Annotated in this window: 21 protein-coding genes; 7 read left to right on the forward strand and 14 right to left on the reverse strand. The window is 53.7% G+C overall.

Features of this window, described 5'->3' with window-relative positions; all coding sequences use genetic code 11:
- Positions 1-94: 94 nt before the first annotated feature.
- A complete protein-coding gene (locus GQF00_RS10920) occupies positions 95-292 on the reverse strand; it encodes a hypothetical protein (protein ID WP_161319236.1) in 198 nt (65 codons plus the stop codon).
- Positions 293-808: 516 nt separating this feature from the next.
- Here GQF00_RS10920 and GQF00_RS10925 point away from each other — a divergent pair.
- The gene (locus GQF00_RS10925; protein ID WP_161319237.1) at positions 809-1,945 is read left to right on the forward strand and encodes an inovirus-type Gp2 protein; all 1,137 of its coding nucleotides are present in this window, start codon (positions 809-811) and stop codon (positions 1,943-1,945) included.
- A gap of 57 nt (positions 1,946-2,002) precedes the next feature.
- Here GQF00_RS10925 and GQF00_RS16835 read toward each other — a convergent pair whose 3' ends face one another.
- Both GQF00_RS16835 and GQF00_RS16840 read right to left on the reverse strand, forming a co-directional pair.
- Complete coding sequence (locus tag GQF00_RS16835) at positions 2,003-2,128, reverse strand: DUF4113 domain-containing protein (RefSeq protein ID WP_161319238.1); 126 nt, start codon at positions 2,126-2,128, stop codon at positions 2,003-2,005.
- Positions 2,129-2,179: 51 nt separating this feature from the next.
- Positions 2,180-2,371 carry a hypothetical protein gene (locus GQF00_RS16840; RefSeq protein WP_153501856.1) on the reverse strand — a complete coding sequence of 64 codons (192 nt, stop codon included), beginning with the start codon at positions 2,369-2,371 and terminating at the stop codon, positions 2,180-2,182.
- A 243-nt stretch (positions 2,372-2,614) separates the two neighbouring features.
- Between GQF00_RS16840 and dsr1 the strand changes: the two genes are divergently transcribed.
- The 3 genes from dsr1 (at position 2,615) to GQF00_RS10950 (ending at position 7,530) form a co-directional block, all read left to right on the forward strand.
- Positions 2,615-6,448, forward strand: a complete 3,834-nt coding sequence (dsr1, locus tag GQF00_RS10940) for an anti-phage defense-associated sirtuin Dsr1 (protein WP_153499805.1) — start codon at positions 2,615-2,617, stop codon at positions 6,446-6,448.
- A 125-nt stretch (positions 6,449-6,573) separates the two neighbouring features.
- Positions 6,574-7,020, forward strand: coding sequence for a hypothetical protein (locus tag GQF00_RS10945; protein ID WP_153499807.1), 447 nt, complete (start codon positions 6,574-6,576; stop codon positions 7,018-7,020).
- A gap of 90 nt (positions 7,021-7,110) precedes the next feature.
- Positions 7,111-7,530, forward strand: a complete 420-nt coding sequence (locus GQF00_RS10950) for a hypothetical protein (RefSeq protein WP_153499809.1) — start codon at positions 7,111-7,113, stop codon at positions 7,528-7,530.
- A 204-nt stretch (positions 7,531-7,734) separates the two neighbouring features.
- Here GQF00_RS10950 and GQF00_RS10955 read toward each other — a convergent pair whose 3' ends face one another.
- Positions 7,735-8,547, reverse strand: coding sequence for a DUF6694 family lipoprotein (locus tag GQF00_RS10955; RefSeq protein WP_153499811.1), 813 nt, complete (start codon positions 8,545-8,547; stop codon positions 7,735-7,737).
- Positions 8,548-8,577: 30 nt separating this feature from the next.
- A complete protein-coding gene (locus tag GQF00_RS10960) occupies positions 8,578-9,675 on the reverse strand; it encodes a hypothetical protein (RefSeq protein ID WP_153499813.1) in 1,098 nt (365 codons plus the stop codon).
- A 285-nt stretch (positions 9,676-9,960) separates the two neighbouring features.
- On the opposite strand from GQF00_RS10960, the gene GQF00_RS10965 reads away from it, so the two are divergent.
- On the forward strand, positions 9,961-10,194 hold the full coding sequence (locus tag GQF00_RS10965; protein ID WP_328594317.1) for a helix-turn-helix transcriptional regulator: 234 nt from the start codon (positions 9,961-9,963) through the stop codon (positions 10,192-10,194).
- 24 nt (positions 10,195-10,218) lie between these two features.
- Here GQF00_RS10965 and GQF00_RS10970 read toward each other — a convergent pair whose 3' ends face one another.
- The 9 genes from GQF00_RS10970 to GQF00_RS11010 form a co-directional block, all read right to left on the reverse strand.
- Entirely contained in the window at positions 10,219-11,088 is an 870-nt protein-coding gene (locus tag GQF00_RS10970; protein ID WP_161319239.1) for a hydrolase or metal-binding protein, read from the reverse strand.
- A 75-nt stretch (positions 11,089-11,163) separates the two neighbouring features.
- Positions 11,164-12,171, reverse strand: coding sequence for a YqaJ viral recombinase family protein (locus GQF00_RS10975; protein WP_063519346.1), 1,008 nt, complete (start codon positions 12,169-12,171; stop codon positions 11,164-11,166).
- Positions 12,172-12,262: 91 nt separating this feature from the next.
- The gene (locus GQF00_RS10980) at positions 12,263-12,688 is read right to left on the reverse strand and encodes a hypothetical protein (RefSeq protein ID WP_063519345.1); all 426 of its coding nucleotides are present in this window, start codon (positions 12,686-12,688) and stop codon (positions 12,263-12,265) included.
- 60 nt (positions 12,689-12,748) lie between these two features.
- Entirely contained in the window at positions 12,749-13,717 is a 969-nt protein-coding gene (locus GQF00_RS10985; protein WP_161319240.1) for a DUF932 domain-containing protein, read from the reverse strand.
- 41 nt (positions 13,718-13,758) lie between these two features.
- Positions 13,759-14,253, reverse strand: a complete 495-nt coding sequence (gene radC / locus GQF00_RS10990) for a DNA repair protein RadC (protein ID WP_161319241.1) — start codon at positions 14,251-14,253, stop codon at positions 13,759-13,761.
- Positions 14,254-14,326: 73 nt separating this feature from the next.
- Positions 14,327-14,659 carry a hypothetical protein gene (locus GQF00_RS10995; RefSeq protein ID WP_035233488.1) on the reverse strand — a complete coding sequence of 111 codons (333 nt, stop codon included), beginning with the start codon at positions 14,657-14,659 and terminating at the stop codon, positions 14,327-14,329.
- 410 nt (positions 14,660-15,069) lie between these two features.
- Complete coding sequence (locus tag GQF00_RS11000; RefSeq protein ID WP_161319242.1) at positions 15,070-18,105, reverse strand: efflux RND transporter permease subunit; 3,036 nt, start codon at positions 18,103-18,105, stop codon at positions 15,070-15,072.
- An 11-nt stretch (positions 18,106-18,116) separates the two neighbouring features.
- Positions 18,117-19,241: an efflux RND transporter periplasmic adaptor subunit gene (locus GQF00_RS11005; RefSeq protein WP_161319243.1), complete on the reverse strand. Its 1,125-nt coding sequence runs from the start codon at positions 19,239-19,241 to the stop codon at positions 18,117-18,119.
- Positions 19,238-19,783 carry a TetR/AcrR family transcriptional regulator gene (locus tag GQF00_RS11010; RefSeq protein WP_035233486.1) on the reverse strand — a complete coding sequence of 182 codons (546 nt, stop codon included), beginning with the start codon at positions 19,781-19,783 and terminating at the stop codon, positions 19,238-19,240. The genes GQF00_RS11005 and GQF00_RS11010 overlap by 4 nt, the downstream gene beginning before the upstream one ends.
- A gap of 256 nt (positions 19,784-20,039) precedes the next feature.
- Between GQF00_RS11010 and GQF00_RS11015 the strand changes: the two genes are divergently transcribed.
- A complete protein-coding gene (locus GQF00_RS11015) occupies positions 20,040-20,909 on the forward strand; it encodes a metal-dependent hydrolase (protein WP_153501857.1) in 870 nt (289 codons plus the stop codon).
- On the forward strand, positions 20,909-21,910 hold the full coding sequence (locus tag GQF00_RS11020; RefSeq protein ID WP_161319244.1) for a BtrH N-terminal domain-containing protein: 1,002 nt from the start codon (positions 20,909-20,911) through the stop codon (positions 21,908-21,910). Before GQF00_RS11015 ends, GQF00_RS11020 begins: the two co-directional genes overlap by 1 nt.
- The last annotated feature ends 12 nt before the right edge of the window (positions 21,911-21,922 follow it).

Genomic DNA, 21,922 nt, shown 5'->3' on the forward strand with positions numbered 1-21,922 from the left:
TTTTCTTGGGGGTTGTCTGTCTTGCCATAGTTCACCTCTGTCGCGTAGTTTACTCGCTTAACAGGGTGTCCATCAGTACTGGGCAGGATCAGAATCACCGTTTGATGCCGGATCGCCATTCCGGGTGTATCTCGTCCTTGATGAGGCTGGATCGGTGATACGCCAGAAAGCGGATGACTGCATCATAAAGACCATTGCGAAAGAGAGCCGGAAGTTCGGTGTTGGCCTGCTGCTGGCCGCTCAAACGCTTGATGAACTGAGTGAGGAAGTGGTCGCCAACGTTGACACCCACTTTGCGCTGCCTACCAGAAGTGCCAAGGATGCCAGGAAGGTGGAGCAGAAGTTGGGCCTCTGTAAGGGCGCGCTAAACTGCGGAACAGGCCGTTGGTCCGGGTTCTATCAGTCTGGCCATAATGTATACAAAGCAAACTTCTACCATCTGTAATAGGTGGGGTTCCTTGCTTAAAAGCGGGTAGCGCCCTCGGTCAATCCTCAGGAGCCATTGGGGGCAGGGTGATGTCGTGGTCAGCGTATAGTCAGGGCTGCGAAATTTCTCATGTTAATAAAACTCCTACTAATACTGATGGCAGTATCAGTATTAGTAGGGCTTGCTTAATAACGTACATGTTTTGCCCATTATATGAGCGGCGAAAATCAATAACCTCGGGGTTCAGGAGTGGTTTTCTTGTAAATCATAAACGGGAACATGTTTATTCTTTGGTTTTATTAATATTCAGATTTCCATTCTGGTTGGTTCGTTGCTCATAAAAAGCCATCAAAGAATAAGGTTAATACTGGAGCAATGACGATGAAACAGGGGCACGGCATGATGCCGTCAGTAGAAGCTCAAGAGGAACGGCTGGAGCAGTTCCATGAAATGCTGGACTGTGGACTGGATGTCTTCAATCCGAGAGATAACCCCCAAAATGTCTACATCACTGATCAGTCAGAGGCTGCACGTGCGCTTGCGGACGTCACGACGCTTTTAGATGAAATCGTGCCCCAGCGGCGACTGGTCATAAGCCGACGGCAGGAGACTAGCCAGGGGCTTATCCGCAGAATCCCCAATAAGAAGACACCAGCCATCGAATCCTGCATCAATCTCACTGAGGATGATTTCTGGGGGTACAAGGTGGACCCGGATGTTCAGGTTGTCCTGGACCTCAATAGGGAAGAGGCGGTTCGCGTCTTGACGGGGCGTCGGTTGCATGATTGCGTTGGCGGTAAAACGGTACATGATCACTATCTCGAGTATCTTCATGAACTGAAACGGCGGCTATCGGCAACTGAGATCCTTCAGTTTCGTAGACAGCAGGTGGTCAGGGAGCAGCGCAGAGTAGACAGCATCACCGGGGCAGTGAATGAGGCGTTGAGCATTTGTCGAAAAGCTCGCTTGGTGCGTGTTGATGGCAGCTACAAACAGTCTGTGCGTAGGAATAAAACCCCAGAGTGCATATCAAACGATCTAGACCGCTTCATCAGAAACATGCGGCATAACAAGCGCCAGTTTTCTGCTCTGGTGTTGGCGGTGTTCAAGATTGAATACGGGGCAAAAAAGGGCTATCACTGGCATGGATACTTTATATATGACGGTAGTAAGGTCCGCATGGATGTTTTGCTTGGCACCTACTTGAAGAGCTATTGGTGTGACGTGGTTACTAAAGGTGAAGGGGCTGGATTTAATGTGAATGTAGGTGAGGTTAGAACGACGCTGTCGAAACGATTGCAGGTCCCTGAGCGACATTTGGCGATTGGAGAATTTCGTAAGGGCGATGCAATTCAGGAAGCCAATATGAGAGCTCTCATCCGTTACTTCGCAAAAAAAGAACAGTCCCTTCGGCTAACCGGACAAAAGAGCGTCAATCAATTGCGCATTGTGCGAGGGCCCCGCTACAAGGCACTGAAGCAATGGAGAGACCGAACAGCGGCCAGAGAAGGTCGTTGACCTACAGTGTGAGTGCAATCAAGAGAAGGGTGGCGTGTGACAGTGAGCTACGAGTAACTATGCCCATTGCGTTGTGGACTCCGGTGACCTGAACTGTTGCCTCATGTACCACGGAGCTGAGATCTCTTGGGAGGCGAGGAATACGCTACCTTTACCCTGAGCACGGTTGATACTGTCTATCACGGTAATGAGTCGGACAGCCTTCTCAGTCTGGCTTGGGTGCAGTATGTCGAACTAATGATGAATGCGGTCGCAGATGTTCACGAGCCCGACTCCGGCTTTTAGGAAGGCATGGCCCGGTTGATAGAGTCGAGCGGCTGTCGCTCTGGCCAATTTCACAATCTCCCGTGTATCGTCGGTAGGGTAGGGAAGCTGGACCCGGTCGCTGGCTGAGTGAAAGTTCGGCTCAAATGGCGAGGTGTACAGTTAATCAAAGACTGCCTTTCGCAAGTTGATGCTTAGGATTCGGCCAAAGATGTCCATAACCTATGCAATACACCGTATATTGGGGGGTAGAGCAGAAAGCCGTTCTTACTCAGAAAGGTCTTTGCCTGAAAGTCAGAGTTACTGAAGCCAACAATCGCAGGCACGGCGACGGTTTTTGCGTAGCGGCTGGGCCTTCACTCAAAGTCGCGCGTGCATATGGATATTGGATAGGAAATAGATGGAATGCAGTTCATAACCAGTGGCCCCGATATTCCGGATGAGCTCTTGCAGGCTCATGAGGATGGGCGTGTGGTATTTTTTTGTGGTGCGGGCATTTCTTATCCCGCTGGCCTGCCAGGATTCAAGGGTTTGGTGGAGGAAATCTATCGACTGAATGGGGCGGTATTTTCAGAAATTGAGGAAGATGCCTTCGAGCATGGCCAGTTCGACGCAACACTTGATCTACTGGAGCGTCGCCTCCCGGGGCAGCGCCTAGCTGTGCGAAGTAAGCTGGCAGAGGCGCTGAAACCGAAACTCCGCCGCAAGGGTGCTACCGATACGCAAGCTGCGCTGTTGCGCTTGGCTCGCAGCCGCGAGGGTGCCCTGCGGTTGGTCACCACCAACTTTGATCGCATCTTTCATGTAGCGGCCAAACGTATGGGCCAAGCGTTCCAGACCTATTCCGCCCCGATGCTCCCAATTCCGAAGAATAGCCGCTGGAATGGGCTGGTCTATCTGCATGGCCTGCTGCCCGAAAAGATGGACGACACTGCACTGAACCGTCTAGTCGTCACCAGTGGTGATTTTGGTTTGGCATACTTAACGGAACGCTGGGCGGCCCGCTTCGTGAGCGAGTTGTTCCGCAACTACGTTGTCTGCTTCGTAGGTTACAGCATCAACGACCCAGTGCTCCGCTACATGATGGATGCACTGGCAGCTGATCGGATGCTAGGTGAGGTGACACTGCAGGCCTGGGCCCTGGGTGATTGCGAGCCGGGGCAAGAGCACCGTAAGACCATTGAGTGGGAGGCCAAGGGTGTTGCTCCTATCCTCTACACAGTACCGGCTGGCAGCCATGACCATTCTGCACTGCACCAAACCCTCCACGCTTGGGCAGACACCTACCGAGACGGGGTACAGGGCAAAGAGGCCATCGTCGTTAAACATTCGATGGCCCAGCCACAAGACAGCACGCAGCAGGACGATTTCGTCGGACGAATGGTGTGGGCTTTATCGGACAAAACAGGTTTGCCGGCCAAGAGATTTGCAGATATCAATCCCGCCCCTTCACTGGACTGGCTGTTGGAGCCCTTCGTGCATGAGCGCTTTGGGCACAGTGATCTGGCACGCTTCGGCGTACCGCCCCGGGATGAGGAGGACACCAAGCTGCGCTTCAGTCTCGTTCGACGGCCTGCGCCCTATGACCGCGCACCTACAATGCTGCTCGTCTCTGGAGGTTTCGTTAGCAGCCAATGGGATGATTGTATGTTTCACCTCGCCCGCTGGCTGGTGCGCCATCTGGATGACCCCAGATTAATTATCTGGATTGCTGAACGCGGAGGGCAGTTGCACGACCGTTTGCAGTGGTTGATTGAGCACGAACTGGATCGCTTTGCCGCGCTGGAGCGGGATAGCAAGACTTCCGAGCTCGATGAAATTCGCTTGCATTCCCCTAGGGCCATCCCCGGTCTGCAAATGCGTACCTTGTGGCGGCTGCTGCTTGGTGGCCGAGTGAAATCTCTTGGGCATGCGTCGGACCTGTATCGCTGGCAGGGCCGTCTTAAACGTGAAGGAATGACAGCAACACTCCGCCTTGAGTTGCGCGATTTACTCGCGCCCAAGGTGAGACTAAAGAAGCCGTTTCGCTGGAGCGGCGATGATTCTAATAGCACTGACGTGCCCATGCGAATCAGGCAGTTGGTGGATTGGGAGCTCGAGTTGGCTGCTCATCATGTGCATACGACCCTGCGGAGCCTTGCCGATGAGCCATGGAAATCTGCGCTGCCGCATTTGATCGATGATTTCCATCAACTGTTGCGCGATGCTCTGGACATTTTACGTGAATTGGGCGAGGCCGATGACCGTAGCGATCGTTCACACTGGGACCTACCGTCAATCACGCCCCACTGGCAGAACCGGGGTTTCCGAGACTGGGTGACCCTGATCGAGTTACTGCGCGATGCATGGCTGGCAGTTCACGCAACCGACTTCGCGCGCTCCACTCGAGTCGCTCAAGCTTGGTTTGACTTACCGTACCCAACCTTCAAGCGCCTTGCCCTTTTTGCCGCGAGCCACGACGATTGCATTCCGCCTGAGCAGTGGGTGGATTGGCTCTTGGCCGACGACGCGTGGTGGTTGTGGACCACAGATTTGGGGCGTGAGGTATACAGGCTCTTCGTTCTGCAGGGACGACATTTGACCGGGGCCGTTCAGGCGCGCTTGGAGGTTGCCATCTTGGCGGGGCCGCCCCGCGAGATGTATCGGGCTGACTTGGACGTAGATTGCTGGAAGGAGTTGGAGAGTCGCTCTGTTTGGCTTCATCTGGCCAAGCTGAAAAGTTCTGGTTTACCTTTAGGTGCATCTGCAGCGGCACGCCTAGAGGAGATCGCCAATGCCTATCCGCAATGGCAATTGGCAATCAACGAAAGTGACGAGTTCTCACACTGGATGAGTGGCACTGGCGATCCGGATTATGAGAATAGCCGGGACGTCGACATTGCGCCTCGCAAGAGGCGGGAATTAGTAGAATGGCTCACAAAGCCGCCTCCCGAGCGGCGCCCTTTATATGAAGATACGTGGAGTGACGTTTGTCGTACGCGTTTTTTTCACTGTCTTTTTGCGCTATGCGACTTGGCACGAAATGACGTGTGGCCCGCAGGTCGATGGCGTGAAGCGCTGCAGACGTGGGCGGAAGACAGTATGGTGTTGCGCTCTTGGCAATATGCTGCTCCGGTAGTGCAGGCCATGCCAGACGCTATGCTGCAAGAGATTGACCATGCAGTGACTTGGTGGATGAAGGTCGGATCTAAATCCATCAACCGCCATGAGGATATCTTGCTGGACCTTTGCCGTCGCGTGCTGGCACTGCCGTTGGAAACTGACTCAGGTTCCCGCATCATCCGTAGTGGCGTCGAGATCTATGACCCTGTCAGCTCTGCCATCAATCATCCCATCGGACATGTCACCCAGGCTCTAATCAACTTGTGGTTCAGGCAGACCCCGAAGGACAACGACCTGCTTCCTGAGGAGCTCAAGCCAATCTTTACTGCTCTGTGTGATGAACAATTGGATCGCTTTCGCCACGGCCGGGTGCTGCTGTGTTCGCGTCTGGTTGCATTTTTCCGAGTGGACCGCCTCTGGACTGAGCAGCACCTGTTGCCGTTGTTTAGTTGGAGCAAGCCCGTCGAAGCAAAGGCCGCGTGGGAGGGTTTTCTCTGGTCGCCGCGCTTGCACCAGCCGTTGCTAACCGCCTTCAAGTCGCAATTCCTAGATAGCGTAAACCACTATGCTGATATGGGCGAGCATCGCCAGCAGTTCGCGACTTTTTTGACTTATGCGGCATTAGGGCCGACAGAGGCATACACCGTGGAGGAGTTCCGGTCTGCGATTAGTGTTCTCCCCAAAGAGGGCCTGGAGGTGTCCGCGCAGGCGCTCTCCCAGGCATTAGCAGGCGCAGCCGATCAAGCTGAGGACTACTGGAAAAACCGTGCTCAGCCGTTCTGGCAACAGATATGGCCAAAGTCCCGGGACCTGGCCACGCCGCGCATAGCCGAGTCTTTGGCTCGTGTGGTGATTGCCGCCAGAGGTGAATTCCCAGCGGCCTTGGTCGCAGTGCAGGATTGGCTGCAACCGCTTGAGCACCCAGACTATGTCATACACTTGCTACACGAATCCGGTTTGTGCAGACACTTCCCTGCTGAGGCGTTACTTCTACTAAATGCCGTTATTTCCGATCAACAGTGGGCTCCCCGGGAATTGGGCCAGTGCTTGGACGAGATTGTGGAAACTGCGCCACAGTTTGGACAGGATATCCATTACCGGCGACTACAAGAGTACTACCGGAGGCACCGGATGTGATGGCGACCTCATAAAGACGCTAAACCATCTGGGTCTAATAAACGGCATGACGACGAACTAGTTTTTCGCTACGTTCCAGATCAGCCGCAAATACGGGCGTTATCTGACAAATGGTTGTGTATGTTATGGCTGAAAAATTATTCGTCGGCTTTATTGGTGCAGCACTGGCCCTGTTAATTCGAGAGATAGTCACGTTTTGGAAGACGACGATAAAACGGAAGCGTATTGCGGCTCTTTGCTGCGAGCACCTAAAGAAAATACAAGAAGACCTTCAGGGGCACGTCGAGATACATAACGGGAACGCCAAATTCAGCGAAACACAATACTCTGAAGTGGCTGTTGGCGATTTTTTGTACGATCTTGTGACGAGCAACATTGATTGCTTCGGAAGTGTTGACTCAGTAAAAGAGACTGTTAATTTTTTTCACCACTATATGGTGAATATGAGAACCATAAGGTCAAGGCTTGACGCATCGATTAATGGAACAGCAAATCTTACTGAAGAAACATACAATAAGATTTTGGGGAATTTGAACGAGGCGATTAATGAATTGAGGTTGGCTAGCACATAGCAATCAGAGGCAAACAGGTCATAATCATGCACGTTATTCGAGCTAGTTTTCGTCGCTCCTAGCATTAAGTTGTAAGACTATCAGGAAACTATGAATAATTCGGAAATATTTAATGAATACACCGCCCATTGGATGTCGCGCGTAGAGTCGATGAATCACTCCGTCATCCTTATTTCGGGTGGTATTATGAGTATTACAATTGGGGCTTTCCTCACTTCTAATCCCCCTTTGTTAGACCCATGGGCGGCCAGTGTGATTCGTTCTGCTTGGGTTTTGCTCGCATTAAGTTTGGCCAGTGCTGTCCTGTTAAAATTTTTTTTGGTAATTTCAGGAGCACTTACGCTAACAGAACTTGAAGGAAAAACCACTAAGGGCGAGGAGGGAGTTGCTAATTCACCTAGGTGGTTGCGTGTGGTCGCTTGGTGCTTTGGAATAACTGCTGTCTCGGCATGTTTGGTTGGCTTTACATTAATAGCAATAGGTGCGGGCTCCCTTCTTGCAGTAGGGTAGCTATATAAGCCGACAGTGACTAAGCTGTGGCCGACTTTATTTAATGTCTCCTGCTATGGTCTCTGGTTGCGGATTATTAAATATAAAATTGTCAGGATACTTTAAATGGCTGGCTAAGCACGTTAGGCCCGAATGGGCCTAGCATGCTTGTGATGAATTACTTGCTTGAATTATTGATATTGGCGTCACCTTGAACAATTCAAACTAGATAACCGGCTCGCCCAGCTCTTCCTTAATCTCCATGAACTCCTCCGGGTATGTCTTTTGCAACGAGGCATACTGGATATAGTCGGCATCCTGCATGATGCTGAGTACGCGACGACCATCTGAAGTCGTTACATCGTAGATGTACCCTTGGACAGACAGGTTCTTGTTCAGGAAGGCCTCCTGGATTTGCTGGTCCCCGAAGGACGTAGCATAGGTATAGCCTGGTTGAAGTGGATCAGTGCTCAGGTCGGCGGTCTTGGTGTCAGAAAAGAGCTCTTCTCCTGTGCTGCGTTGGGTAATGCTGACGTTGAGAACGAATTGCTCAATGGCGAAGCTAGCATTGTTGTCCAGCTCCACTTTAACGGCCACGACGCCCATATAGTCGCCTCCCAAAGGTGCAAGGGTGACAGGCAGCTCTTTCATGGATTGCTTGATGTTAGCCCGGCTATCCAGGAAGACCTTGTGTAGTTCCGTGAGTGTCTGGATATCCTTGTCGCGCTGGAGTGTCTCGAGGAACTCCTCATGCTTAGCCACGCGGTCGATCACCTGGCCGTAGGACAGTCCGTGAAGCGACTCGATATCGTTCTGGGCAATATCTATACCGGGATCATTCGGGTCAATCGGGAGCTCATAGGGGGCGGTATAGAGCTGGTACTGGCGCACGAACTCTTCTTTCTCTTCGCCACCCAGTGATTTGAGGATGCCGTTGTAGGATGCCCGGATCAGGTTGTCCGTGGAGGCGTCGAATTTCTCTCCACAACCGGTTAGCAGGGCGGTGAGAGCAATGAGTATCAGAAGGTGTCCTTTCATGATCGTTTCCTTTTGGTTGAAGGGTGCAGGCTATTGGCAATCAAGCCCGGTTTGGGTCCGTTGAGTGATGTAATTGAAGAGGCCGCTGCTATTGGAGTACGCATCTCCAATGGCCTGCCTGAGGCGCGCATCCAGATAGGGAGCACGTTGGTGGGTTTCATCCTGTGGTTTGCGTAGCGCGAGACCTCCTCCTATCAGCACAAATGTGTTGTCTTCAGCGACTGACCATTGCAGGAACTCATAGGCGGATGCGACGTTGAAGGTGCTCAAAATCTGGTTGATCTTGGCGAGATTTGCTTGCGCAGTTTCGTCGGCTTTTTCCTCATCTCGAGCTATGCCCTCTATCAGTGTGGTAAGCCGTGCAGCTTCTTCTTCAGCGGCTTGGATTGAGCCTTCAAAGTTGGCGCGGTGCGCCCTGATGCTGCCGTTCATCTCCTTTTCGTGATAACTGTAGGATTTTTCGAGTGAGGCAATGACTGCTGGTTTGACTTCGTCGAAGTTCTTGCGGGCGTAGTAGTTATACTGCTGGGCAGTTTTTGAGGTGTCGTTACGGTTCTCGGCAATCGTCTCGATATCAGAGATGTAGTTCAGTACATCACTGCCTCGGACAGGGAAGTACAGCCTATCGATCAGAGGAATCATTTGGTCGATGGTTTTGGTGCGGACCACATCCAAAGTGGCCTTGATCTTAGCCATCTGAGGTTCGTGTTCGGCGCGAACGGACGCATCATAGCTATCGTCTTCCAGCAAGATCTTCAGCCTTTCGGCTTTCTCCAGCTCTTTCTCTCTTTGGGCGGTAAAGCGTCGTAAATGCGAGTCCAGGTACGTAGTTGTCAAGGCGGCCTCGCACTGGTCTGCCTGCTGGGCTAGCTTTTCCGTGTAGTAGGCATGGATGCCATTGATCTCGCAGCGGTACTCCACCAAGTCCCTCCCTCGGTCATCCTTGACGAGGTCCCAGGAAGTGCTTTCACAGAGAGAGCGGTGATCGAAGGTTTCGCCTATCTTGAACTCGGGATAATCGTCAAAGCGCCCCTCTTTGACGATTTCAATGTCGTTGCCCTGAAGGCAGCCGGATAGTGATATGGCCGTATAAAGGCCTGCAACTACGCGAAGGCATAAAGTGCCCATCGGTATCTCCTTGTTGGTGTGAATATTGGAAAATCGGCCCTGTTGGCCTTTGGTGAGGCAGGGTGCTCTCTTTAGTCTTGTTTTTATGTCGTCAGATCAGCCGGGACTCTCAATATCGGTCTTCCCAGGTGGGTTTCCGATTTGAGGTTATCTGGCTTGTATTGGTCATAATGATGCTGATTGAATCAATATAACCTGTATAAAGGTCAAAGTGTCTTGTATGGTGCGTGGATGGTCAACCCCCGAATGGCCACTCTCTCCGATGTATATCGGAGGTGCATGCGAGTGGATATTCAGGTGGCGTTTGGACGGGCGGTAAAACTTCGCCGTACAGAGTTAGATTTGAGTCAGGAAGAATTGGCCGATGCCTCTACATTGGCTCGTTCCTTCGTGTCTGGCGTAGAGCGCGGTGAATCAAATGCTTCCACAGCTTCTGTCTGGAAACTTGCCAAAGCCCTAAACTGCATGCCGTCGGACTTGTGGCTCGCTGCTGAGCGGATTTACCAAGCTGCTCGATAGAATGCACGATGCCTACATCCCATGTTATTGATTGGCTAATTTGGCTCTAAGGTTGGTAGGGTCTACAGTTTTAGAAGAGGGGGGATCTCTTTTGTCTGAGCTGAATTCCTCGACTACTTGAAGACCCTCATCCTCCCCATACTCGAACCAAGCATTCATCAGCCCAGCCTGAGCGACTCTGTCCAGCTCGGTTTGATTGATCCCCGCATCCTTGCGAGCCTTCCCCTCTTCCTTGGCATGGGTGACGGCCTCCATCATGGATTTCTCTGCCCGTAAGGTCAGATCCACGTAGTAGATCGGTGCCCGATGGCTCTGGGTGGTGCTCTTGCCCCGTAGCTTGAGCTCCAGCGGTAGCGTGGCCAGGTTGTCGCCACTGATGGCATGGAAGTAACGCAGGCGAGCGGCGAGGGTGCGGATGCTGTTGTAGCCAGTAGTCCGGAACACAAAGCAGCCCAGTTCATCATCGTCACCGATCTGGACGTACAGTCGACCATAGGGCTTACACAGCCCGTGGCTGCCGTAGTCGCACAGATCCGGTGACGGGCAGGGGAGCGATTCCAGTCCATTCTCGGTATGCCGCCGGCATGTCTCCCCGTTGCCTGCACACAGCGGCCTGCCACTCTTGCGGTCAAAGAAGGTGTATTCCGCCCGTAGATTCAGGTCCGGATCGTTGAACGGCAAGGTGACGGGAATGCTGCGGAGCTTGTTGCCCTTGGTGTCCTGGCGCAGGGCGTCATCCAGCGGGTGGGGCAGCCAGCCTTCCTTGGTCTGGATCTGGGTGGTGATGGTGAACTGATCGTCTTTCTCGGGCAGACGCTTGCCGTTCTTCTCCACCACGCGGCCGATGCTGATGCGGCCAATCACGGGGGGCGTAATCGCGAGTCCTTTAATCATGGGATGCTCCTGATGGATAACAGGCATAGACGCAGCCGGGCCAGGCCCGGCTGTTATGCCGTGAGTCGTAGAGGGTTAAGCATTGGGGCGAACCAGGAAGCGACGGCTCCCGGCCTTGTGCTTGGGGTACTGCTTGAGCAGATCAGGCTGATCCTGCAGGAGAGCTTTCGTGTCCAGGCTAGTGGAGTCCTTGCTTCGCTTCCAGGTCACAGAGCCCTCTGTGAAGGTGGCCTTGCTGGCCAACCCCATGGTCTGCTGGATGCGTTGCTTGAGGGTGGATTCCCGGTTGCTCAATCGGCCCAGGGTGTCACGCAGATCCAGTAGCTCATTGAAGTCGCCTTCGATGGCCGGGTTGTCCGTGAGATCCATGGTTTCCCCTTTGTCCTGGGGGTAGAGCGCTTGCAGGGCGTTCCCTGCTGAGTCGGAGCCATCCGGGTCCGGTGGCGTGTCCGCTTCCACCAGCTGCCAGAACTCCCGCTCCAGCTCGTACAGGTGAGCGATCAACGCCTCATCCCGTTCGATCCGATGAATCTGCAACTCCTGTCCGCAGATCAACACGGCCACATCGGCAGCCTGCTTTCCGGTGACCGCTAGCTGATGCTGCACTTGGCATTGGATGTACTCGGGAACCCCATCGGCCCAGAGCTTGGCGCCGTACTGGCCGGTGGTTTTGCACTCGAGGATCTGTACGTCATCGTTACCCACCACGGCGTAATCCAGATTGGCGAGCATCCAGGGCTTGTCTTCATCCGGGTGCTGCAGAACGGAATTCACCCGCCGAACCTTGTTGCCGGTGATCTTGGCGTAAGCCTCGGCCACCTTGGGCTCCAGCAGGGTGCCCCAGTAGAGCGGCGATTGGATGTCATCGGGATCAGGCGCGGGTAACAGACCATCGCGCCCGGTCTTGATCATCCACAGCTCCAGCGGTGACTGGTACGGGCTGATGCCGACGGCGGCAGCCGCATCACTGGCGCCAATGCCCTGCTTGCGGATCTTCAGCCAGTCCTCCCGGCTCATCTGCTTGGTAGAGACAAGGCGCAGTGCCGGGCGCTGGGTAGGAGTTGTGCTTTTCGGTTGTGCCATGAGTGTTCTCCTGACAAAGAAAAGCCCCGGCACAATGGCCGGGGCTAGAAGTAAGGGAAGGGGATGGAGAGTGAGTGATGCCTAAATGGCATCATGCGGCGCGGCCTGACGACGAGGGTGGCTCATCACCTATCTCGAAGAAGTCATTCACCAGCGCTTCGATATAGCGTTCGGCTTGCTTGTCGCTGGGGAGGTGGCCGGTAGTAAGCAGTTGCTCACCCAGCCATTCGCCCAGCTCGCTGACCACTTCGTACTCGAAGATGCCGGGGCGTCCACGGGGTTCGAACCAGATGTGGGAGACGGTTTGCCACAGTGGGTCCAGGTATTCACAGGAGGCGATGATCAGCTCGATGCAGCCACTGTCCCAGGTCTCCAGGATGCGGCGACTGCGCCCCGGATCGCCGGGGTGGCACATCAAGCCTTCATGCAGGAACGCGCCCCACACCGCTGCCAATTCAGCAGGCATAGGGCGGCAGTCCCATACCGCCAACAGGCGGTAGAGCCATTTCAGATCCATGGTGTTCTCCAGGTTTTTTTAATGCGGGAATAGAGAGGGGAAGAAAAGATCCGACCGGTATCAGGCGACCAGCAGGGAAGTTTGCTCCAGAGCACGTTGCTTGATCTGGGCACCCTTGCCGAACCAGGCCGAGTCCAGCCGGTTGTCGGTGCTGCGGGCTCGTCGCTCATGGTCCACGAACTCGGTGACCGCATTGAGCAGGCCGTAGGCTGTGTTCTTGGCGGACGTCAGATCCGACCCGCGACCGGCACCCTCATACAGAGCCATGGCTTTCTTCATGGCCTGTTCGTTGGCCTTCACCGGCATGCCCGGTGGCTGATAGCCGGTGTCGGTGAAGATGGTCTGCATGACCTTCTTGGCGGTCTTGCGGGTAATGCGGCGCTCGCTGAGGGCCTTCAGGCGATACATGAAGTCATCCCAGGCAGAGACAGAGATGCCTAGCTGCTTCTTCACCGACTGCGGATCAAAGGTGGTGTTGTGGCGTACCTTCACCGCATGGGTATTGCCATTCAGTGCCTCCGCAAGGGTGTTATTGCAGACGACCCGGATACTGGTGAACTGCGCCGTGGTAGCCAGGGTGCCGTCACAAGCCGTGGCCAGCAGCACATAGCCGTTGGTTTGGTCATTCCCAGCCAACGTGCCGGACTGCCCGGTACGCGCAAGCGCCCAAAGCTTGCGGCCCCCTTTCAATACGCCAGCGGTCTCCAGCTCGAAGCCGGATTGCTCGGTGAGATCCCGGTAGAACTCCAGCACCTCACGGGGCTGAACCACCTTAAAGCGGTTGCTCACTACCGACAGGGGCTCTTGATTGTCAGAACGGAACAGCACCTTCTGATCCGGGAACGATGAGATCTGGCCGAGCGCGCCGGCTTCGCTGCTGATAAAGCGCACCGGGGTCTCACGGATCTCCCAATCCATGCCCGCTTCGCGCATCCAGACTTCCAGCGGCTGTTGGCTGGCCAGCTGGTTGCCCAGCCCGTGCCAGGGGGTACGGCCTACATAGGCCATGTTTTCGACAAGATGTGCCATGGTGAATCTCCTGTTAAAGAGGGAATGCCCAAAGGGCAGGGTTAGAGCCAGCCGCGCTCGGCGAGGCTCACGTAGCTGGAACGGGACACCACAAAGTGGTCCAACACCCGCACATCGATCAGTGCGAGGGCGTCCTTGAGGCGTTTGGTGATTTGCCGGTCGGCAGTGGAGGGCTCACTGCAACCGGAAGGGTGGTTATGGGCAAAGATCACGGCGGCGGCATTGCAGGCTAGGGCCTGCTGTACCACCACACGGGGATACACCGCAGCGCCATCAATGGTCCCGGTGAACAGGGTTTCGAAACTGAGTACCTTGTGTTTGTTGTTGAGGAAGATAGCGGAGAAGACCTCGTTCTTCTCCTGGGCCAGCGCCAGCTGTAAGAACTGCGCGACATCGGTGGGCGCAGTCAGCGCTTCCCGGTCGCAAAGTTCATCCAGCAGGATGGTGGCCGCCGTACTGACGATCTCCTCGGGTTTAACGCAGCCCTGTACGTGGTACAGGCCCTGCTCGTTCTTTACGAAAGTGGGAATATCCATTCAGGCCTCCAAAGGGGCATAAAGAAGCCCGCACAAGGCGGGCTTCGGAGTGGTGGGCAAAGGGAAGAGGGGGTTACTCAGAATCGAGGCGGAAGCTGTGTCCGCAGTCCAGGCATTCCAGGTTGTCGAGATAGGTCTCGTCGAGCTTGGCTCCCAGCGCGGCACCGGCTTCACCTCCGGCAACGCCACCAGCTAGACCGCCGAGCACGGCACCTGCGATACCGCCGATGGCGGACCCGGCAGGGCCAAACGCCAAGCCGACAGTAGCGCCAACCCGAGCACCACTGGTCGCCATGGCAAACCCACTGGCAGCGCCGGCAGCCGTGCCAACAGTCCCGCCAACCTTGCGGCCATTTTGCAGGGCGACGATTCGGATGGAGCGGCAGGACGGACATTGAATGATCATGAAACCTCCATGAGATGGGGTCAGGAAGGACATTCCTTCCCGGCTTCATGGAGGTGATATGTGTTTGAAAATAATTAGATTAGAGCTGTTTATGTGAAAGCCAAGGAGATAGAGGCGCTTTGATAGGTTGTCAGAGTTTTATGTCTCTTTTTGCTGCCTGTAGTCCGTAGACTTTTGTAAATCACATGTGTTGAATTGCGATCGTGAAAGACGAGAATATGAATAGCAAAATTCGCTATTCAGTTGGGGGTAATGTTCGCCCAAATGGAAGTGCGCTCTATGTCGCAAGAGAAGTTGTGATAAATGTTGTTTGGATAGATGCATGCACTATCGGCTGGATCATATAATCCAAGAAGAGTGCGAGGGCTCATGCTAAGCTATGTTAGTGTGCGGAGTTTTCAAGAGCCCGCCTAGAACCGCACGCGGAAGAAAAGTGAATAAAGCACAGGTATTGCCACCATGGTAAGCAGAGTGGCGAAGGCAAGCCCCCCCATGATAGTAATCGCCATGCTCGAAAAGAAGGCGTCCCACATCAGAGGTATCATGCCGAGAATGGTGGTGAAGGCCGCGAGGATCACGGGGCGCAGGCGGCTGACGCTGCCATCGACTAGTGCATCTCTCATTAGCTTACCGTCCTTGACCTGTGCGTCGACTTCGTCAATTAACACGATGGCATTTTTCATCAGCATTCCGGAAAGGCTGAGGAAGCCGAGCATTGCCATGAAAGTGAATGGCTGACCAGTTAGTAACAGGCCGCCGCTCACGCCACAGATCGACATTGGTACGATCAGCCAGATTATCAGCGGCTGACGGACCTTTCCGAACAATAATACTGAAATTACCAGCATCACAAGGATCCCCAGCGGTACCTGTTTCGCCAAGGACGCTTGCGCTTCGCTGGCTTTCTCATATTCGCCGCCCCATTCCAGAGCATAACCTTTTGGCAGCGGTAGCGTTTCCACCGCGTTATGTAATTGTCGCAATGCTTGGTCGGCAGTCAGGTCGCCAATCGGTTCGGCCTGAACTTTGAGCGCGCGTATACGGTTGCGCCGATGAATAAGGGATTCTTCGGTGGCAATTTCTAGTCCGCTTAGCACCTGGCTAACAGGAACGTAGGTCTGTTCGGCGCTGCTCCACATAACACGGTTGCCGAGTTTGCTGACGCTGCCACGTTCCTCGCTGGGAGGACGTACCACAATTGGTATTTGCGAGTCATATTCGCGGTAGGTGCCGGCTTGGATACCGGTAGTGGCAAATAGTGATGACGTTTTCACTTCTGCACGGCCAACGCCGGCGATACGTGCTCGTTCTTCATCGAAATGCGGTACCACGACAACCTCCCGCGTACGCCAATCGATTCTGATATCTTGCACAACATTACTCTCTTGGAAAATTTGTTGTGCTTGCTCACCAAGTTGACGAAGCACAGCAGGATCGTTGCCCTTAAAGCGTGCCTCAATCTTGGCCCCGCCACCAGGGCCGAACATCATCGTTTGTGGGTACACCTCGAGGGACGGATATTGGTTTGCTAGAACTACTCTTAATTCATCAATCAGGCCGTTAATCAACTGACGATTAGTTACGCGTACAATCAGCTGACCATAGGATGGATTTGGTAGCTCCGGTTCATAAGTCAGCATGAAGCGGCTGGCGCCCTGGCCAACAAAGGTGGTGACTGCTTCTACTTCATCGTGAGCGAGAATCAGACTTTCTATTTCGCTTATCTGCCGCGCGGTTTCTTGTATATCGGCACCCTGACGTAGCCACACATTAAGGTAGAACATTGGCATGTTCGATGGCGGGAAGAAAGCATGTCGAACAAAACCGAAGCCGACTATCGAAATTACGGTAATCATAACTAGTGCGGTAACGGTGATGCCTCGGTTTTTTAGTGCAAGCAGAAGGATCATGCGGTACTTGCCGTAGCTTGCATGCGCGTAGGGATCTTCGCCTTCTTCATACTGGTGGCCATCAAACAAATAGTGGCCCATAAGTGGCGTAACAGTGATCGCCAGCAGCCAACTTAACAACAGTGAAATGGAAATAACTGCGAACAGCGAGAACAGGAATTCGCCGGTCACGTCTTGCGACAGGCCGATCCCGGAAAATGCCATGATGCCGATAACAGTGGCGCCAAGCAGCGGGATTTGGGTGCGACGACAGGCTTCGCTTGCGGCATTCTCGGCACTTTTGCCGCGCTGGATACCGATTAGCATACCTTCGGCAATGACGATGGCATTATCAACTAGCATCCCCATGGCGATAATCAAGGCGCCGAGAGAAATGCGCTCCATTTCGATGGCAAAAATTGCCATAAAAAACACTGTGCCAAGCACGGTAAGTAAAAGGGTGCTGCCGACGGCAACTCCGACGCGCCAGCCCATGGCCAGACAAAGGACACAGATTACAATAGCCACTGACAATGCAAGACTGGCAAGGAAGTCATCAATCGCTTTGTCAACCACAAGGTGCTGCTGGTAAATCGGCTTAATATGCACACCTAACGGAATATGGTGGCGAATTTTATCAAGGTGCTCGTTGACCGCGTGCCCTACCTCGACAATGTTGGCATTTTGCAGGCCGGCGATAGCGAGGGTGAACGCCCTTTCGCCATCATAATTGATAAGTTCCCTGGGGATATCGTCGGTAGCGCGGTATACGGACGCCACATCGCTCAGGCTGAATTGCTCCGTGGAACCGGGTCGACCGATGCGTAACGCCTCAATGGCTGCGACTGAATCAAAACCGGGTTCGCCGCTAATGCGAATGCGGCGTCCATCGATTTTAAAAGAACCGCCGGATTGCATGCGGTTTTCCGATTGTAGAGCGTTGAGCACTACTTCCAGCGGAATGCCGAGGCTGACCAGGCTTTCTTGGGAGATATCCACATAAATGACTTCTGACGGCTCGCCTGCGGTGGTGACTTTCGACACATTTGGCACATTCAATAACTCGCGGCGTAGGAAGCGCGAGAGCTCGCGTACCTCGGAATCAGTTAGGTCTGGTGCGACGACCGCAAAGAAAATTCCGAACACATCGCCATAGTCATCATGGACAGTGGAATTTAAAGCCCCAATTGGCAGGAAGCTTTGTGCGTCACCGACCTTGCGTCGCAGTTCATCCCAAACTTGCGGCATTGTGTCGCCGTCATACTGGTTCTTTATCTCGACCTTGATAATAGACTCACCGGGTCGAGATCGCGAGGTCAGTCGTTTCAGCTGTGGTAATTGCTGGATGGCGGATTCCAGCGGCTCGGTGATTTCCTTTTCTACTTCTACTGCGGTGGCGCCAGGGTAGGGCGTGACCACCAGCGCCATCTTGATGGTGAAGGCAGGGTCTTCGAGGCGGCCAATATTGTTCATTCCCCACAAGCCGCCGAGCAGGCATGCAAGTATAATCAGCCAACTGTTGACAGGGCGCTTGATGGAGGCGCGTGCGATATCCATGAGGCGCCCTCTCAGAATCCGTTGAATGGGGTGACGGGCATGTTATCGTGCAATAGCTGCACGCCAGCACTAACAACCTGTTCGTTACCTGAGAGACCGGCGACCAGAGCGTGGCCCTGCTTGGTGACGCCATGTACCTTGACCGGCTGTGCAGTCACTACAGATTTTTTCGGTTGGTAAACCCACACACGAAAATTGCCTTCGGCATCGCTGTCAAGTGCGGACTGGGGAATGTCAATCATGGCATCCGGGCGGTTGCTGGCTTCACTTACACGCACCGTGACGGTCATGCCCGGTAGAATTGTCTTTCCGTGCTGGCGCGCCAAGCTGAAGGTGACGCGATAGGATTGTGCTACGGAATTCGGCTCGGTTTCATGTTCGTGATATTTGAGCGGCAACGGATGCTCCGAGTCGTTACCGAAAATTGCCTCGGCCATCAGTCGTCCCGGTGATTCAAGAGTCGCCATCAAGTTTTCCGGGACGTTGATGTGCACACGGAATTCCTCCACGTTTTGTACTCGCACGATTTGTGCGCCAGCGGGTACGTTGGTGAACGGATCGACCAGTCGTCGTGTTACCAGTGCATCGAACGGCGCGAGGATGCGTGTGTAGGCAAGGTTTCGTTGTGCTGTAACAAGAGCAACTTTGCGCAGTTTGTGTGCGGTTTCGGCCTGATCGAAGTTTGCTTGCGGCAGTGTGCCGCGCTCTAACAAGGTACGGGTTCTCTCAAGATCGCGGGAGGCCTGTTCGAGTTGCAGTTCAGCTTCGCGCACCGCGAGTTGATAATCAGATGAATCAAGCGCAGCGATTAGTGTCCCCTTAGCAACAAACTTGCCCTGATGGACCGGCATATCGATGATGCGGCCACTCACCTGAAAAGACAGGTCCACTGTGTTGACTGCGTCGACGCGACCGACGAAGTGGCGAGCTGCTTGAAAGTTATTATTACTGCTGACTTGGTAGAGGCGGACCGCACGGGGCTCCATTGCTGCTTTGTCATTGCCGCCACAGGATGACAGCAACAGGGTAGCGTAGAGCAAGATAGCAAGAGTAATGCAGTCATTGCGTAGCGGTATTGGTGACACGCTTTTGGCGTGTGCATGCATTCCGGAAAAGGATGCTGGATGTTGTCTCATTTGAGCAGGTCCTTGGCCAGTCGTTGCAGTTGTTGGTAAACCTGACTGCGCTGGTCGCTGGGTACCGGTGAGATATTAAGTAATTCCTGGAACAACAGGCCGTCGGCGGCTGCCCACAGCAGCCATGCTGTGGGAGATTCCCGTTCTTCTTCGAGGATACGTTTGCGGGTTTGCTGAATGTATTGACGCAGCGGGTCGAGCAGGGCCGGCTGCTCAGCGGCGGAGGTCAGTATGGCCATGGTGACCCTGGGGTCGAGCACATCAGGATCCATCCGTGCTGCAAGCATGGCGCGCAGGACGCTCCAGGGCTGGCCCGACAACGTTTGCTCATGCGTCTCACGAACTGTTCTGGTGCGGGCGATTAGGCGTTCGAGCATTGCCTGGAGTAGAGCTTCTTTAGTGGCAAAGTGGTAGAGAAGTCCGCCTTTGCTGAAGCCGCTTTCACGGGCAACTTTGTCAAGGGTAATGCGCCCGGATCCGTGCTCTACGGCTATGCGCTGAGCAGCATCCAAGATCATGTCACGAGTAGAGGCGGTGTTCATGGCGGTTCCTAGTACGAACTACATGGTCTGCTTAATGTACCAACTAGACGGTAAAGTAGCCAGTTATTTGATCTTGGTGTGGATGGCTGTGTTGTAAGGGGTTGGATGATCGCCCGGGTTCGTTCATATGCTGTTGGTGGTTTGAATTATTCCTCTGGCATTGACATTTGGTTGTATGGCCAAATAACATGTTTCGAAAGTGCCGCCTTTTTTGCGGCTTGACCATCCTGAAGAGCCCTGTCTATTTGGAGGAGCCATGAAATCTATCCCTATTCAGCCGCGCAAAGTCGCCTTTGATGTCTCATCAGTGCCACGGCACTGGAATGGCGGTGACCCCGTGCTGACCCGCTTTTTTGATGCTCTCTCAGTGCATTTCCCGGAGGGAGAGCGCTTCTTTATCCAATCAGTGCGTAACTTCAAGGATCAGGTGACAGATGATCAGCTGAGTGAGGATATTCGCCACTTTATTCGGCAAGAAGGTCAGCATGGGATTGTCCATGATCGCTTTAACGATGTTATGGCAAGCCAGGGTGTAGACGTGGATAAGGTAACGGCGAATCTAAGGACGTTTATTCGCACCACACAAAAGTACCTGCCGAAGAAGTATCAGCTCGCCATGACGGCGGCGTTTGAGCACTTTACGGCAACCTTGGGCGAAACCATGGTCAGCGAGAAGAGCGAGATGTTTAGCGAGGCTGACCCCGTCATGAGAGCGCTATTTCTGTGGCACGGGGTCGAAGAAGTAGAGCACAAGGCCGTGGCCTATGATCTTTATCAGGGCGCAGCAGGTGGAGGCTACTTGACGCGCGCGTCTGCGTTGGTGGTTGCGACCCTGATGGTTCACCTTGTCGTGGCTCCAGTATTTTGGAATATGCTCAAGCTTGATGGCGTAACGCGCCAGCCTGGTGTGATTCTGCGGGGCCTGAACAAGCTTTATGGGCGAAAAGGTATTCTCACAGGCATGCTGCCTGATTTCCTCGCTTGGTTCCGCCCTGGGTTCCACCCTTGGGATACCGGTATGCCAGAGAAGGTTGCCGCGTGGTTGGCGGAGTATGAGACTCATGGAGATCCGATGCGGGCGTCGGAAACCATTTACGGTCCGGCTCCAGTGAGTGAGGCAGCCTGATGCATGGAGGCAAGCAGGATATCCCCAGTACCGTCGATGTTCCTCATACACATCGGCCTGGGCGTCACTGTGGCAGTTCAGCTATCAGAGACCTGCTGGAGTTTCATGGGCTTAATTTGACGGAAGCTTTCTGCTTCGGGCTGGGTGCCGGGCTTGGTATTACTTATGTAGAAATACCAGACACGGCCACCCCGTTTATTGTCCATGTCCGTTCAATGGGTTTCGAAGAAAGGGTGTTCTCAACGCTGGGCGTGCCGTTTCGATGGGAGACTTGGCAGGATAAAAGTGCAGCAGCAGATGCTCTTGATAACCATCTTGAGGCCGGCAGGCCAGCCCTACTGTTAACTGATATATACCATCTGCCTTATTTTAAAAGTAGTACGCATTTTCCAGGTCATGCGATTGTGGCTTGGAAGCATGCAAGAGATAAAATGAGTGTACTTGTAAGCGACACCGAGCGCCCGGGGCTTATTGAGGTGCCACATAGTAAATTAAGTGAGGCGAGATTTTCATTGTCCCCACCTTTTATTCATCATGGATCGTTGTTTGCGCCGGAATACATTGATGTGCAGGTCTCGGCCGAAAAAGTCCGCAATGCAATCCTTAATAATGCTCAGTCTCTCAAGCAGGGAAATCAAAAAAAAGGGATTGAAGCGCTAACGACCTGGAAGCAAGACCTTCCCAGGTGGAAAGCTTTTGAGAAATGGCCTTGGTTGCTTCGATTTGCGTATCAAGTAATCGAAAAGCGCGGGACTGGTGGTAGTGGCTTTCGCGCTATGTACTCAGAGTTTCTAGATGAATCAAGTGGAATTCTACCTGAAATAAAAAATATGGGCTTGGTGGTTTTAATGCGCCGTAGTGCTACGGCTTGGTCATATTTGGCGGATTGCCTTCGTGAAGGTTCGGAAAGCGAAACATTTCCAGAGAAAAAGATAGGTGAGGCCATCGAATATGTTCGGGAAGCAGAGCTTAGATACGTAAACGCTGCTTTAGAATTATGAATATTAAGTTGC

It is taken from the genome of Alcanivorax sp. DP30, from assembly GCF_009882945.1.
GTDB lineage: Bacteria > Pseudomonadota > Gammaproteobacteria > Pseudomonadales > Alcanivoracaceae > Alcanivorax.

Coding starts and splice junctions, on each gene's coding strand:
- GQF00_RS10975 (WP_063519346.1), bottom strand. CDS start 12,171: ATGGCACAACCGAAAAGCACAACTCCTACCCAGCGCCCGGCACTGCGC.
- GQF00_RS11015 (WP_153501857.1), top strand. CDS start 20,040: ATGAAATCTATCCCTATTCAGCCGCGCAAAGTCGCCTTTGATGTCTCA.
- GQF00_RS10980 (WP_063519345.1), bottom strand. CDS start 12,688: ATGGATCTGAAATGGCTCTACCGCCTGTTGGCGGTATGGGACTGCCGC.
- GQF00_RS11005 (WP_161319243.1), bottom strand. CDS start 19,241: ATGAGACAACATCCAGCATCCTTTTCCGGAATGCATGCACACGCCAAA.
- GQF00_RS10970 (WP_161319239.1), bottom strand. CDS start 11,088: ATGATTAAAGGACTCGCGATTACGCCCCCCGTGATTGGCCGCATCAGC.
- GQF00_RS11020 (WP_161319244.1), top strand. CDS start 20,909: ATGCATGGAGGCAAGCAGGATATCCCCAGTACCGTCGATGTTCCTCAT.
- GQF00_RS10995 (WP_035233488.1), bottom strand. CDS start 14,659: ATGATCATTCAATGTCCGTCCTGCCGCTCCATCCGAATCGTCGCCCTG.
- GQF00_RS11000 (WP_161319242.1), bottom strand. CDS start 18,105: ATGGATATCGCACGCGCCTCCATCAAGCGCCCTGTCAACAGTTGGCTG.
- radC (WP_161319241.1), bottom strand. CDS start 14,253: ATGGATATTCCCACTTTCGTAAAGAACGAGCAGGGCCTGTACCACGTA.
- GQF00_RS10955 (WP_153499811.1), bottom strand. CDS start 8,547: ATGAAAGGACACCTTCTGATACTCATTGCTCTCACCGCCCTGCTAACC.
- GQF00_RS11010 (WP_035233486.1), bottom strand. CDS start 19,783: ATGAACACCGCCTCTACTCGTGACATGATCTTGGATGCTGCTCAGCGC.
- GQF00_RS10945 (WP_153499807.1), top strand. CDS start 6,574: ATGGCTGAAAAATTATTCGTCGGCTTTATTGGTGCAGCACTGGCCCTG.
- GQF00_RS10985 (WP_161319240.1), bottom strand. CDS start 13,717: ATGGCACATCTTGTCGAAAACATGGCCTATGTAGGCCGTACCCCCTGG.
- dsr1 (WP_153499805.1), top strand. CDS start 2,615: ATGCAGTTCATAACCAGTGGCCCCGATATTCCGGATGAGCTCTTGCAG.
- GQF00_RS10950 (WP_153499809.1), top strand. CDS start 7,111: ATGAATAATTCGGAAATATTTAATGAATACACCGCCCATTGGATGTCG.
- GQF00_RS10925 (WP_161319237.1), top strand. CDS start 809: ATGAAACAGGGGCACGGCATGATGCCGTCAGTAGAAGCTCAAGAGGAA.
- GQF00_RS10960 (WP_153499813.1), bottom strand. CDS start 9,675: ATGGGCACTTTATGCCTTCGCGTAGTTGCAGGCCTTTATACGGCCATA.